Here is a 13,667-nt window from a genome sequence, read left to right as displayed (position 1 = left end):
ATAGCTCCGCTATCACGACGTTCCGGCGCCTTGCGATGCACCGCACCAGGCGCCGCACCCTGACCGACCCTGATCCACCAGACACCCCCTAGCCGAGGGCTTCGCGCCTACCCGGGCGCCGGGCCCAGGACCCTGACCGGTGTCCATTCAAGCTATGAGCAGGCGCAGGCCGAGATCTGCCGCGTCGAGATGGGCGAGGTCGCTGTTGCGCTCGGCCCACCGGCCGGAGTCGAGGTCGTCGCCGAGGCTTCGTACCGCCCGCTGCTCTGCTTCCGGCCCAACCCTTGTCCACACCGACATCGCACGGCGCACATGATCCTCCAGATACGCCCCCGGGCGGCGCCAGTACGCCTCGAACAGGCCGTCGGCGCAGTCCCACGGGATGGGCACCGGCTCGGCGCGCGCGTCGATCGCGTCGGCCATCCCAGCAAGCGAGGGAAATCCCGCGAGGACGCCGGCGAACTCGGGCAGATAGTCGCGGGTGAGCCAGAACCGGCCCTGCCATCCCGGCTCGTCGGTGTCGAACGTCAGCACCACCACCCGGTGGGCCACGCGGCGCATCTCGCGCAGCCCTGCCATCGGGTCCCCCCAGTGGTGAACGGTGGAGACGGCCATCGCGACGTCGAAGGAGTGGTCCTCGAACGGCAGGCTTTCCGCGGCGGCGGCCACGCACGGCGCCGAGCCGGCAGGCCGCTGCTTCCGCATGATTGCCGATGGCTCCACCGCGGTCACGTCGCGATCCCCAGGCTCGTAGGAGCCGGTGCCGGCCCCGACGTTCAGCACCGTCTGCGCGTCTCCCAGCGCGTCCCAGATCTGCGCGGCGATCCGCGGCTCGGTACGCCGTGTCGCGGTGTAGGCGCCGCCGATTGCGTCGTACAGCCGGGCACCGAGCATCTTCAGTTGTTCCTCCGGTGTCACCATGAGTCCCTTCGCCCGTGCCTCAAGTTCTCGGTCGATGGCCGCCACCATGACGTCAGCGCGATCACGGCGCTCCAGCAGCAGGCCACGCAGTCGGCGCAGGTGCGCGACCGCGTCGGTGGAGGAGTCACCGACCAGTTCCGCGACCTCCCGCAGCCCAAAGCCCAGTCGCCGGTAGGCCAGCACCTCCCGAAGCCGCTCCATGTCGCCCGCCGAGTAGGCCCGGTACCCGGCCGGGGTCCGCGCCGACGGCCGAACCAGCCCGATCGCGTCATAGTGATGCAGCGTGCGCACGCTCACGCCGGCCAGCTCGGCCACGCGTCCCACAGTCCAGTGATCCTCCACGGCACCGACTGTGCAGCCTGACGTCACGTGAGGGTCAAGAGCCCACCCACGGCAGCAGGAGCCGAGCAGCGCGGGCACGGGTGGCGCTCGACGTCGTCCGCGCCGGCTTTTCCCCAAACCCGGCCGACCGTTCTTCGATCTCCGGCGCCGCCCGGCGTGCGGACATGGCCCCCGAGGGGCGCCGCTGCCGCTTGGACCATCGTCCAGCCGCTTTCGCACGTGCGGTGTAGGTTCCGACGGATCCTTTGTATATGCGGTGGCGAGGCGCTTATCTTGGCGCACATGCAGTCCTACACCATCGGCCAGGCAGCGCGTCTGCTCGGCGTCAGTTCCGACACCGTGCGCCGCTGGGCCGACGGCGGCCGCGTCGCGACCCATCGCGACGAGGGCGGTCGCCGACTCATCGACGGACGGGACCTGGCGGCCTTCTCCATAGAGGTCGGCCAGTCCCCGAATGGCGAGGACGAGGTGCCCTACACCTCCGCCCGCAACGCCTTCCCCGGCATCGTCACCGCCGTCAAACTCGGCGACGTCGCCGCCCAGGTCGAGATCCAGGCAGGCCCGCACCGCCTGGTCTCCCTCCTGACCCGGGAAGCCGTCGAGGAACTGGGTCTTGAGGTGGGCATGCAGGCCACCGCGCGGGTGAAGTCCACCAGCGTGCACATCGACCGCACCTAGGCCGAGGCCCCGCGCCCAGCCCGAGGCCCCGCACCCAGGCCGAGGCCAGGCCACTCCCGTACGTCCCCGCGGCGTCGCCCCTCCCCCGCCCCTGGGCTCTCCGGCAACGGAGACCCGACGGGGGGAAGCCCTCACCTCCCGGCGCGGCTCGACACGCATCCGAAGGAGCTCCACCCATGTCTGTCACGGCTCTCAGTACCCGGCGCCACCGCGCCGCCGCGGCCGTCGTCTCCGCCGCTCTGCTCATCCCGCTGGCCGCGGCCTGCGGCAGCGACAAGGACAGCGGAAGCGACAAGACCGCCTCCGCGTCCGCGAGTTCCGGCTCCGCCTCGAAGGCCCCGAAGGCCGCCCAGCTGACCGTCCTCGCCGCGTCCTCGCTCACCGATGTCTTCAAGGCGGCCGGCGCCGCGTACGAGAAGGAGCACCCGGGCACCCATGTGAAGTTCTCCTTCGCCGGCTCGCAGGAACTCGCCGCCCAGGTCAAGCAGGGCGCTCCCGCCGATGCCCTGGTGACCGCCGACACCAAGACCATGGACGGCCTGAAGGCCGACGTGAACAGCTCGTCGATCATCGCCAAAAACCGGCTGGTCATCGCGACCGACAAGGGCAACCCGAAGAAGGTCGAGGGCCTCAAGGGTCTCGCCGACACCAAGCTGAAGGTCGTCCTCGCGGCGCCCGAGGTGCCGGTCGGCCGTTACAGCAAGCAGGTCCTCGACGCCCAGAAGATCACGGTCAGGCCGGTCTCGCAGGAACCCAACGTCCGCGCCGTGCTCAGCAAGGTGGAGCTGGGCGAGGCCGACGCGGGCATCGTCTACAAGACCGACGCCGCCTCCGCGAAGGGCAAGGTCGACACGGTCGACATCCCGGACGCGCAGAACGCCGTCGCCCAGTACCCGGCCGCCACCCTCAAGACCTCGAAGAACGCCGAAGCCGCCGACGCCTTCGTGAAGTGGCTGTCCTCCCCCGAGGCACAGAAGATCCTCACGGACGCGGGCTTCCAGCAGCCGTAACCGCCAGGCACCCCCCGGCCGGACCCGACCACGTCCGTTGTGGTGGCCGGAGACCCGCCACGTCCATTGTGTTGTCCGGAGACCCGCCACGACCCCCGTGGTCGGAGACCCACCACGGCCCTCGTCGCCGGGGACCCACCACGATCCCCGTGGCCGGAGACCCGCTGCAACCCCCTTGCCGGGTCTGCCCGTTCGCAGCGGACGGGCAGACCCGGCACCCTCAGGACACCGGGGAACCCCCACGATCCGCAGCCGTTCCCAGAGCCGTTCCCGCAGCCGTTCCCGCAGCGTTTCCCGCACCCGTCGGCGTCCGCCCGTCGTGCTGGCGCTGCCCGCGCTGCTCGCCATCGCGTTCCTGTTGATGCCGCTGCTCGGCATCCTGACCCGCACCTCCTGGGGCGAACTCGGCGCGCACCTCACAGGCCCGGACGTCACCGAGGCCCTGCGGCTCTCACTCGTCGTCTCGTTCTGGGCACTCGGTCTCTCCCTCCTCCTCGGGGTGCCCCTGGCCTGGCTCCTGGCCCGGGTCGACTTCCCGGGCAAAGCCCTGGTGCGCTCGCTCGTGCTGCTGCCGATGGTGCTGCCACCCACGGTGGGAGGCGTCGCGCTGCTGCTCGGTTTCGGGCGGCGGGGACTGCTCGGGCCGTGGCTTGAGGGCACGTTCGGGATCACGCTGCCCTTCCACACCTCGGGCGCCGTGGTGGCGGCCACCTTCGTCGCGATGCCGTTCCTGGTGATCAGCCTGGAGGGCGCGCTCGGCGGACTCCGCCCCCGTTACGAGGAGACCGCCGCCTCGCTCGGCGCCTCCCCCTTCCGGGTCTTCCTCACCGTGACCCTGCCCATGGTCGCGCCGGGCCTGGCCGCCGGCGCGGCGCTCACCTGGGCCCGCGCGCTCGGCGAGTTCGGCGCCACGATCACCTTCGCCGGCAACCTCCCCGGCACCACCCAGACCCTCCCGCTCCAGGTCTACCTCCTCCTCCAGGATTCGCCCGAGGCCGCGACCTCCGTGTCCCTGCTGCTGCTCGCCATCGCCATGGCGGTCCTCGTCGCCCTGCGCGGCCGCTGGACCGGCGGCGCGTCACTGCGCAACGGCGCGCCCGCCGCCGCCACGACCACGGACCCCCCACCCTCGGACCCCGCACCCTCCGATCCCCCACCCTCGGAGCCCGCACCCCCGAACCCGGCGCCCCCGTACTCCGCCCCCTCGGACCCCGCACCCGGGGACGCTCCCCCCGGTGGCGAACCGCACGACGCCGCGCAGCCGGACAAGCCACACCCATCACGCGCCCCCAAGGCAGCCTCCACCGCGCCCAGTTGGTCGCTGCACGCCGACGTGTCCGGGTTCAACGAGCTCACCCTGCACGCCGAACCCGGCACCACGATCGCGGTCGTCGGCGAGAACGGCGCGGGCAAGACCACCCTGCTGCGGGCCCTGCTCGGCCTCACTCCGCGGGCCCACGCGGATCTGCGCCTGGGCGAGCTCGACGTCACCGGCCTGGCGCCGCACAGGCGCGGGGTCGCCTGGGTTCCTCAGGACGGCGCCCTGTTCCCGCATCTGACGGCGCTCGGAAACACGGCGTACGGGCTGCGCGCCCAGGGCGTCGCCCGGCGCGAGGCCCGCGCCGCCGCCCAGCAGTGGCTCGACCGCCTCGGTGTCGGCCCGCTCGCCCACCGCAAACCGGCCCAGCTCTCCGGCGGCCAGGCCCAACGGGTGGCGCTGGCAAGGGCGTTGGCCGCCCGGCCCCGGCTGCTGCTCCTGGATGAACCCCTGGCGGCCCTCGACCAGACCACCCGGGCCCATGTCCGCCACACCCTGCGCACCCATCTGGCCGGGTTCGCCGGGGTCTGCCTGATCGTGACCCATGACCCGGTCGAGGCGGTCTCGCTGGCCGACCGGGTCCTCGTACTCGACGCCGGGCGCACCCTCCAGGACGGGCCGCCCGCCGAGGTCACCCGTAATCCGCGGTCCCCCTGGGTGGCCAGGATGCTGGGCCGCAACGCATGGGCCGGGCAGGCGAGCGGCGACGGGCTTGCGCTGGCCGGCGGCGGGCGGATCGTGGCGGCCGAGCAACTGAGCGAGGGCAGCCGGGCGTTGGCGATCATCGCGCCGGAGTCGGTGTCCGTGCACCGCAGGCGGCCCGACGGCAGCCCGCGCAATGTCTGGCCCGGCACCGTGCGCGAGATCACGGCGAGCGGGAGCAGGCTGCGGGTGCTCATCACGTCGGCCGAGGCGCCCGACCTGATCGCGGAGATCACTCCGGACGCGGCCGCGGAGCTGGGTCTGGCGGAGGGCGCGGCCGTGTGGTCGAGCGTGAAGGCGACCGAGGTGACTCTCGTATCCCTGTGAGCCGCCGCCCCTAGACTGGCTGCCCGGAGCGACAGGAACAGCCGGCACGGCAGGGCGACGGGAGACGACGGTGACGATGAGCAGCGCCGACCCGTCGGTCGAGGTGCTCGGCGAGGCAGCGGGGGTCTTCGGACTCCTTGCCTCGCCCGCGCGGCTGCACATCATGTGGACGCTGAGCCACGGCGAGTCCGATGTGTCGGGGCTTGCCGAGAGGGTCGGCGGCGCGCTGCCGGCCGTCAGTCAGCACCTGGCGAAGCTGAAACTCGCGGGGCTCGTCCGGTCCCGGCGGGAGGGGCGGCGGGTCGTCTATCTCGTCGACGACCCCGATGTGGCTCAGATGGTGCGCTGGCTGGTGGCCCGCCTCGGCGGAGGCGTGAAACTTCCGGGACCGTCGGGACTCGTCCGTGACCTCGGCGCCTGAGCGGATCTCTTCTTTCCAGTTGTCAAGGAGCACTCCTCTGCAGGTGCTTCGTTCACTCGGCTCCGGCCCTCGGGGGCTGGTGGAGTCGGAGGCCGAGAAACGACTCGTGCGGTATGGGGAAAACGTCCTTCCCTCGCGCCGGGTTCCCGCCCTCCCGATTATTTTTCTCCGCAGCCTGCGCGACCCGTTCACCGCCGTACTGGCCGGTCTGGCGCTGGTGTCCGCGCTGGTCGCCGCGTGGGCCACGGCCTCCGTCATCGCCGTGCTCGTGACGGTGAGCTGCGCGCTGCGCGCGGCGGGCGAGCACCGTGCCGACCGTTCGGCGGCCCGGTTGCGGCAGTTCGTGGCGAGCACCGCGACCGTGCTGCGCAGGGCCGACGCCGACGCGCCCGCGGTGCCGCGCGAGGTCCCGGTGGACCAGGTGGTGCCGGGCGACGTCGTGCGTCTGGCGCCCGGCGATCTCGTACCGGCGGATCTGCGGCTGCTGCGCGCGACCGGCCTGACGATGCATCAGGCAGCGCTGACCGGCGAGTCCGCGCCGGTCCCCAAATACCCGGTGGACCGGCCCGCCCCGCACACGCCACCGAACACCGGGCCCCCGCCCACGCCCACGCCCACGTTCCCGGTAAACCGGCCCGCCCCGCACACGCCGCCGAACACCGGAGCCCCGGCCACCCCCACGTTCCCGGTGGACCAGCCCAGCCCCCGCACACCACCGAACACCGGAGCCCCGGCCACCCCCACGTTCCCGGTGGACCAGCCCAGCCCCCGCACACCACCGAACACCGGAGCCCCGCCCACCCCCACCGACCCGGAGGGAGCGGAACACCCCCTCGGCGGTCTCGACTTCGACCGGCCCGAGGTCTGTTTCCAGGGCAGCAGCGTGGCCTCCGGCAGTGGTACCGGCGTGGTGATCGCGACCGGCGCCGGGACCCGGTTCGCGCGGGCCGACCGGGCGCCGGACCAGGACCGGCGCACGACTGCCTTCGACCGCTCGGTGTACGGCATCTCCTGGATCCTGATCCGGTTCATGCTGCTCACGCCGCCGCTCGTCCTGATGGCCAACGCGGCGCTGCGCGGCCGCGGCGTCGAAACCCTGCCGTTCGCGGTGGCGGTGGCGGTCGGCCTCACCCCCGAGATGCTGCCGGTCGTCGTGACGACCACCCTCGCGCGCGGCGCGGCCACGCTGGCCCGCACCCACCAGGTGATCGTCAAGCGGCTGCCCGCGCTGCACGACCTGGGCGCCGTCGATGTCGTCTGCCTGGACAAGACGGGCACCCTGACCCAGGACCGCCCGGTCCTGGACCGCGCGCTCGACGCGTCCGGCGCGCCCGACGACTCCGTGCTGCACTGGGCCGCCGTCAACAGCCTGTGGACGGTGCGGCTCGCCGAAGTACCGGTGCCCGACGCCCTGGACGAGGCCCTGCTCGACGCCGCGGAAGAACGTTTCCCCACCGGACTCGACGCCCTGGAGTACGACGCGGTCGCCGCCCTCCCCTTCGATCCGGTGCGCCGCCTGTCCACCGCCGTGATCCGGACCCCGGCCCGGCTCGGCCACCACACCCTGGTGGTCAAGGGCGCCACGGAGGACGTACTGGAACGGTGTGTGCTCACCGGCGACGAACGCCGCAGGGCGACGGCGCTCGCCGACCGCCTCGCCGCCGACGGACTGCGCGTCCTCGCCGTGGCGCTCGCCGAACGGCCCGCCCTCACGCGACCGTACGGGCCGGCCGACGAGCACGGTCTGACGTTCAAGGGCCTGGTCGCGGCGCGCGACGCGACAGTGGCGACGGCGGCGGCCGCGCTCGCCGCGCTCACCCGGCGGGGCGTCGCCGTCAAGGTGCTCACGGGTGACCATCCCGGTACGGCCGCGCGTGCCTGCCGCGAGCTCGGTCTGGAGCCGGGCGAGGTCGTCACCGCCGCCTCCTTCGACGCCCTCGACGACGCCGCCCTGGGCCAACTCGCCGACAGTAGTACTGTCTTCGCCCGCTGCTCCCCCGAGCAGAAGGCACGGCTCGTCCGCGCCCTGCGCCGGCGCGGACACGTCACCGGGTTCCTCGGCGACGGCGTCAACGACCTGCCCGCACTGCGCGCGTCCGATGTCGGCATCTGCCCGCCCGAAGCAGTCGACGTGGCCCGCGAGACGGCGGACGTCGTGCTCGCCGCGAAGGACCTGGCCTCGCTCGACCACGCCATCGTGGCCGGGCGCGGGGGCGGCGCCACCATCGCGGGCTACCTGCGGATCACCCTGTCCTCGAACCTCGGCAACGTCATCGCGATGCTCACCGCGGGACTGCTGCTGCCGTTCCTGCCCATGCTGCCCTCGCAGGTCCTGGTGCAGAACCTGTGCTTCGACGCCGCACAGCTCGCGTTCGCCTACGAGCGCCCTCAGGCCGGGGCGCTGCGCCGCCCCCTCACGCTGCGCCCGCGCGAAGTCCTCGCCTCCGTCTGCGGGTTCGGCGTGCTGAACGCCGCCGCCGACCTGGCGACCTTCGCGGTGCTGGCCTGGGCGGTGCGCGACACCCGGGCCCAGCCGGCGTTCCACGCGGGCTGGTTCACCGAGAACCTGATGACCCAGGCCCTGGTGATGGTCCTGCTGCGCACCGGCCGCGGCGGTGGCATCGGCGTCGGTGCCGGGGTGCTCGCGCTGACCGGCCTGCTGCTCCCGCTCTCACCCGTGGGCCCGCTCCTCGGCATGGCAGCGCTGCCCCTGGCGTACTACCCGCTGGTCGCCCTCGTGCTCGCCCTGTACGCGGGCGCGCTGCACTGGCTCACCCGCCGGGCCCGGCGGAACGCCACGCCGAAGGAGCCAACGCCACTCCTCCTCAGGAGGTGACCGCTCCCTAGGATCGGGCCATGTCAGCGCAGAGCTCTGGCCCTCGGCGAGACACCCGGGGCATCGTCGACGCCGCCGGTCTCTTCGCCCGCGTACGGTTCCGCCGGCACGCACCGGCGCCGGCGCTGCGCCCCTATCTGGAGCACTACTGGCTGATCGACTGGGATCTGGCCGAGCCGCACGCCTCCCACGTGGTGCCGCACCCTTCGGTCAACCTGGTCTTCCAGCGGTACGACGACGGCCGTCCCGACCTCTTTGAGCTCTCCGGGGTCGGCCTCGGCCTGGCCACGCGGAAGCTGTCGGGACGCGGGCGGGTGTGCGGGATCCAGTTCCGCCCCGGCGGTTTCCGGCCCTTCGCCCCCAGGTTCCCGGTCTCGCGGTGGACGGACCGGGTGATCCCGGCGGACCCGGTGTACCCGGACGCCGATCCCACGGCGGTGCTCTCGCCGGACCGGGACGAGGACCGGGTGGCCGCCCTCGATGCCTTCCTGCTCGGCCTCGATCCGCGGCCCGATCCACAGGCGGAGCTGGCCATGGACCTGGTGGACCGGGTGCGCCGGGACCGCTCGCTGCGCCGGGTCGACGTACTGGCCCGTGAGGCGGGCCTGTCGACGCGGTCCCTGCAACGGCTCTTCGCCGGCTGGGTGGGCGTCGGCCCCAAGTGGGTCGTGCTGCGCTACCGCATCCACGAGGCCCTGGAACAAGCCGAATCCGGCGGCGCGGTCGACTGGGCCCGGCTGGCCGGCGAGCTGGGCTATGCCGACCAGGCCCATCTGGTACGGGACTTCACCGCCACCCTCGGCGCCCCGCCGTCGGCACTGCGTCCCGGAGCCGTCCGCCGCTGATCACGGACCGTTGTCAGACCCGGCACCTACAGTGGGGGACATGAGCGACACCACGCGTGAAGTTCCCCCGCCCATCCGGCTCGAGGCCTGGTCGGACCGCGATCTCGGCCTGCTCCGCAGGAAGAACGCGCCGGAGATGACCGACCATCTGGGCGGCCCGGAGCCGGAGGAGAAGGTGCTCTCGCGGCACGACCGGTACACCGCGATGAGTGCCGGCCCCGCCACCGAGGGCCGGATGTTCAAGGTCGTCCTCGACGGGACGGGCGAGACGGTCGGCTCGGTCGGGTACTGGCCCCGAATAGAGCAGGGCGAGCCGGTGTACGAGACGGGGTACGGCATCCTGCCGGAGTTCCGGGGCCGCGGCCTGGCCGTCGCGGCGCTCCGGGCGGTCGTGGCCGAGGCCCGGGCCGCGGGCGGCCGACGCGAGCTGCACGCCTACCCGTCCGTCGGTCACGCCGCCTCCAACGCCACGTGCCGCGCGGCGGGGTTCGCGTTGGCCGGCGAGGTGGAGTTCGAGTATCCGCCGGGCACCTGGATCCGCTCCAACGACTGGTGGACCGACGTGGGCGGCCCGGGGGACGGGGTCAGTCCAGCGGCTTCGTGAAGTTGAAGGCCGTCACCGCCATGCGCTCACGGAAGTAGAAGCGGTGGGCGTCGGTTCGGTGGGTGCCGGAGTCCAGGTTGAGGGTGGTGCAGCCCGCCGCCCTCGCGTGGTCTTCCAGGTGTGCGAGGAGGGCGCGGCCCACACCCGTGGAGCGGGCGGTCGCGGCGGTGACCAGGTCGTCGACGTACAGCTTGCGGATCACGCCGGTGTTGACGATGATCCGCCACCCGGCGGCGCCCACGCAGGCCCCGTCGTCGGCGTACGCGGCGGTGAAGCGCAGCCCCTGGGCGTGGCCCTCCGCGTAGATCTCGGCCAGAAGGTCCTGGGTGAGGTGCGGGCGGAGCTCGCTGAGTACCGGCAGCAGATCGTCCGCCAGACGCGGGTCACCCGGCTCAAGGTCAATGATCTTCATGCGGGGAAGCGTAGAGGCCCCGGTCATGACCGGCGAGCGCCGCCCCCTGGGGCCCGGCCCGCCTTGGGCCCGCCCCGCTACGCCGCCCTGGGGCCCGCCCCCGCCTGGGACCTGCCCCCCTGGGGCCCGCCCCGCCGTGCCGCGCCCGGGACCGCCCCGCCGTGCCACGCCCTGGGCCGCCCCGCCGTGCCGTCCCCTGGGCGCCCGCCGCGCTGTGCCGCGCCCGGGCCCGCCCCGCCGTGCCGCCCCCCTGGGGGCGCCGCGCCCCGAGTCCAACCGCGATGTCCGCCCTGCCCCCGCTCGCCGAAACACGCTTGACGGCGGCCATCGCATCGACGATATTTATCTGCGTGCCGCAGCTTCTGCACGGTACAGCTGAACGGAGTCCCCCCGAACGGAGTCCCCCCGCACGGAGACCCCCCGCGCTGCCCCTCAAGCGGTCCCTCAACTCGCCTCATCCAGAAGGTGTTTCCTCATGACAATCCTGATCACCGGCAGCCGCGGCAAAGTGGCCACCAACCTCATCCCGTTGCTGCGCGAGCACGGCCTCGCTGTCCGGGCGGCCTCCGCGAGCCCCGACAAGCTGACCGTGCCGGACGGCGTGGAGCGCGCCGTCTGCGACCTCGACGACCCGGCGACGTTCCCCGCGGCCCTGGCCGGCGTCGAGTCGGTCTTCCTGTACGCCAACCCGCAGCACATCGAGGCGTTCCTCGCCGACGCGAAGGCCGCGGGGGTCCAGCACGTCGCGCTGCTCTCCTCCAGCTCCGTCTTCGAACCCGGCGCCGACACCAATGCCATCGCGGCCATGCACAGCGCCGTCGAACGCGGGCTCACGTGCTCCGGGATCCCGTCGACGTTCCTTCAGCCGGGCGGGTTCGCGGGCAACGCGCTGGGCTGGTCCTGGGCGGCGAAGTCGACCGGGACCGTGGACCACCCCTGCCCCGGCGCCCAGTCCGCCGTCATCCACGAGGCGGACATCGCGGACGCGGCGCTGGCCGTCCTGACCCGTCCCGAACTGCGCGGCCACGCCTACCACCTCACCGGGCCCGCATCGCTCAGCGTCACCGAGCAGGTCGCGATACTCGCCGAGGCCACCGGGCGCCCGCTCACCGTCAACACCGTGAGCGGCGAGGCCTGGAAGGAGTCGATGGCCGAGTTCATGCCGGCGAGCATCGCGGACGCGCTGCTCAGCTACTTCACCTCCCACGAGGGCCACCCCGACGCCGTCACCGGCACCGTCGAGGAGCTGACCGGCCACCCGGCCCGCACGTTCGCGTCCTGGGCCCGCGAGAACGCGGACGCGTTCCGGCCCTGAGCCCGGGCGCGGCCCAGGGCCGCGCCGCCAAATCCCTGGCCCCGGCCCGCGCGGCAATGCGATCCTGACGGCGTGAACGGACCGGAGATCGAGATCGACTTCGCCCCTGAGCTGCGGCTCTTCGTCCCGACGAAGCGCCGCCAAGGGCGCAGCGCCGTCGTGACCGATGGCGTATCCACCCTGGGCCACGTCGTCGAATCGCTGGGCGTTCCGCTCACCGAGGCCGGCCGGCTCCTGGCCGACGGCCGCGAAGTCCCGGTCTCCCACGTCCCGACAGCGGGCGAGACCATCGAGGTGCGCGCCGTCGAACGCCCCCAGAAAGTGCCGGGCGCCCCTCTCCGGTTCCTGCTCGACGTCCATCTCGGCACCCTGGCGCGGCGGTTGAGGCTGCTCGGCGTCGACGCCGCGTACGAGAGCGAGGACATCGGGGACCCGGCGCTCGCCGCGCTCTCGGCGCGCGAACAGCGCGTCATGCTGTCCCGGGACCGCGGGCTGCTGCACCGAAGGGAGCTGTGGGCCGGGGCGTACGTCTACAGCCACCGCACGGACGAACAACTCCGGGACGTACTGAGCCGGTTCACGCCCGCCCTCGCCCCCTGGACGCGCTGCACCGCCTGCAACGCGCCGCTGCGCGACGCCGACAAGGAGTCGGTGGGCGACCGTTTGCAGCACGGCACCCGCTCCACGTACGACGTCTTCGCGGAGTGCGGGTCCTGCGAGCGGGTCTATTGGCGCGGGGCGCATCACGCGGCGCTTGAGGCGATCGTCGACGAAGCCGTCCGCGAGTTCGGCGGGCCGAAGACCGACCCGGGGGCCCGCCCCGAATGACCGGGCCCTGACCAGGCCCACGCCCGGCGCGCCTCGGTCGGGTCGCCGGAGCGATTGCCGGGGGCTGGCTGTCCGAATGCCGGCCGGGGGCTGCCCGAACGACGACCGGGACGACGGCCGGGGGTTGCCGGAGCGGCGGCCCCGGGGCTGTCCGAAGGAAGCTGTCCGAACAGCGACCCGGGGTTGCCGGAGCGGCGGCCCAGAGGCTGACCGTATGACGGCCGGGGCCTGACCTAACGACGACCGGGGCCTGCCCGAACGACGGCGCCCCCGGGCTCAACGGCCCCGGGTTGTCGGCGTTCGGGTCCGTCCGGGCCGGCCTCGTTCACATGCGGCCGCTCCTGAGGCGTTCGACCTGGTCGGCGCTCAGGTCGATGCTGCGGCGCATGTGTGTCGCGATGAGCGCGATCTCTTCGTCGCCGTACGCCTCGAACATCTCCCACCAGGCACCATTGAGCCGCCCCCAGACCTCACCGAGCTCGGCCATCCGGCCGGGCACCACCTCGACCAGCACCTTCCTGCGGTCCTCGGTGTCCCGGCGCCGTGTCACGTACCCGGCCTTTTCGAGCCGGTCCACGAGCCGGGTCGCGGAGCCCGTGGTGAGCCCGGTCAGCGCCGCGATCCGCCCCGTGGTGACCGGCCCCGGTTCGAGGCCGAGGAGGTTGAGGCACTGGAGATGGGTGGGGTGCAGCCCCAGACGGTCGGCGAGCGCCTGGTTGAACAGCGCGTACGAGGCCATGTAACGGCGCGCGACGGTGCCGAGCTCCCGCAGCGCGGCGGCCCGGGCGGGGCGCGCCGCGGCGGGCCTGCCGGGTGTTTCGGCGCGGCCCGCGCTCTTCTTCTGTGCCATGCAGAAAGTGTAGGACGCAGAGGCTGCGGCCCCGTAGAGGCGGCGGAGGGGCAGCGATCCGGAATTCCCGCACCCCCGCGCCCGCGCACCCCCGAACGCCCGCCACCCCCGCACGTCCACACCCCCGCTGCCCCGCCGCCCCCGCGCTAGCGCAGCGCTCCGGCCGCCTAGGGGGTGTCTGGTGGATCAGGGTCGGTCAGGGTGCGGCGCCTGGTGCGGTGCATCGCAAGGCGCCGGAACGTCGTGATAGCGGAGCTA

12 protein-coding genes are annotated in these 13,667 nt (G+C 73.2%); 9 read left to right on the top strand and 3 right to left on the bottom strand.

What is annotated here, in order from left to right; all coding sequences use genetic code 11:
* Positions 1 to 147: 147 nt before the first annotated feature.
* Positions 148 to 1,245 carry a MerR family DNA-binding transcriptional regulator gene (locus ACGFW5_RS34895; RefSeq protein WP_393838377.1) on the bottom strand — a complete coding sequence of 366 codons (1,098 nt, stop codon included), beginning with the start codon at positions 1,243 to 1,245 and terminating at the stop codon, positions 148 to 150.
* 300 nt (positions 1,246 to 1,545) lie between these two features.
* Here ACGFW5_RS34895 and ACGFW5_RS34890 point away from each other — a divergent pair, with 300 nt between their 5' ends.
* The 7 genes from ACGFW5_RS34890 (at position 1,546) to ACGFW5_RS34860 (ending at position 10,004) form a co-directional block, all read left to right on the top strand.
* The gene (locus ACGFW5_RS34890; RefSeq protein WP_393838373.1) at positions 1,546 to 1,941 is read left to right on the top strand and encodes a molybdopterin-binding protein; all 396 of its coding nucleotides are present in this window, start codon (positions 1,546 to 1,548) and stop codon (positions 1,939 to 1,941) included.
* 176 nt (positions 1,942 to 2,117) lie between these two features.
* Complete coding sequence (gene modA / locus ACGFW5_RS34885) at positions 2,118 to 2,951, top strand: molybdate ABC transporter substrate-binding protein (protein ID WP_393838372.1); 834 nt, start codon at positions 2,118 to 2,120, stop codon at positions 2,949 to 2,951.
* Positions 2,952 to 3,312: 361 nt separating this feature from the next.
* Positions 3,313 to 5,298, top strand: a complete 1,986-nt coding sequence (locus ACGFW5_RS34880; RefSeq protein ID WP_393838376.1) for an ABC transporter permease — start codon at positions 3,313 to 3,315, stop codon at positions 5,296 to 5,298.
* Between the two features lie 76 nt (positions 5,299 to 5,374).
* Positions 5,375 to 5,719 (top strand): ArsR/SmtB family transcription factor, encoded by a 345-nt coding sequence (locus tag ACGFW5_RS34875; RefSeq protein ID WP_393838375.1) that lies wholly within the window; start codon positions 5,375 to 5,377, stop codon positions 5,717 to 5,719.
* On the top strand, positions 5,703 to 8,555 hold the full coding sequence (locus tag ACGFW5_RS34870; protein WP_393838371.1) for an HAD-IC family P-type ATPase: 2,853 nt from the start codon (positions 5,703 to 5,705) through the stop codon (positions 8,553 to 8,555). Before ACGFW5_RS34875 ends, ACGFW5_RS34870 begins: the two co-directional genes overlap by 17 nt.
* 20 nt (positions 8,556 to 8,575) lie before the next feature.
* Positions 8,576 to 9,400, top strand: coding sequence for a DUF6597 domain-containing transcriptional factor (locus tag ACGFW5_RS34865; RefSeq protein ID WP_393838370.1), 825 nt, complete (start codon positions 8,576 to 8,578; stop codon positions 9,398 to 9,400).
* A gap of 40 nt (positions 9,401 to 9,440) precedes the next feature.
* Positions 9,441 to 10,004, top strand: coding sequence for a GNAT family N-acetyltransferase (locus ACGFW5_RS34860; RefSeq protein ID WP_393838369.1), 564 nt, complete (start codon positions 9,441 to 9,443; stop codon positions 10,002 to 10,004).
* Here ACGFW5_RS34860 and ACGFW5_RS34855 read toward each other — a convergent pair.
* The gene (locus ACGFW5_RS34855; RefSeq protein WP_393838368.1) at positions 9,985 to 10,416 is read right to left on the bottom strand and encodes a GNAT family N-acetyltransferase; all 432 of its coding nucleotides are present in this window, start codon (positions 10,414 to 10,416) and stop codon (positions 9,985 to 9,987) included. The two genes, ACGFW5_RS34860 and ACGFW5_RS34855, sit on opposite strands and share 20 nt — an antisense overlap.
* Before the next feature lie 475 nt (positions 10,417 to 10,891).
* Between ACGFW5_RS34855 and ACGFW5_RS34850 the strand changes: the two genes are divergently transcribed.
* Positions 10,892 to 11,731, top strand: a complete 840-nt coding sequence (locus ACGFW5_RS34850; protein ID WP_393838367.1) for an NAD(P)H-binding protein — start codon at positions 10,892 to 10,894, stop codon at positions 11,729 to 11,731.
* A 72-nt stretch (positions 11,732 to 11,803) separates the two neighbouring features.
* A complete protein-coding gene (locus ACGFW5_RS34845; protein WP_393838366.1) occupies positions 11,804 to 12,559 on the top strand; it encodes a Mut7-C RNAse domain-containing protein in 756 nt (251 codons plus the stop codon).
* 325 nt (positions 12,560 to 12,884) lie between these two features.
* Here the strand turns inward: ACGFW5_RS34845 and ACGFW5_RS34840 are convergent, their stop codons facing one another.
* The gene (locus tag ACGFW5_RS34840) at positions 12,885 to 13,298 is read right to left on the bottom strand and encodes a MarR family winged helix-turn-helix transcriptional regulator (RefSeq protein ID WP_393838374.1); all 414 of its coding nucleotides are present in this window, start codon (positions 13,296 to 13,298) and stop codon (positions 12,885 to 12,887) included.
* Between the last annotated feature and the right edge of the window lie 369 nt (positions 13,299 to 13,667).

The sequence above is a fragment of the Streptomyces sp. NPDC048416 genome (genome assembly GCF_043200435.1).
Classification (GTDB): domain Bacteria; phylum Actinomycetota; class Actinomycetes; order Streptomycetales; family Streptomycetaceae; genus Streptomyces.
The sequence above is the reverse complement of the archived record's forward strand: the minus strand, read 5'-3'. Positions and strand labels throughout refer to the sequence as shown.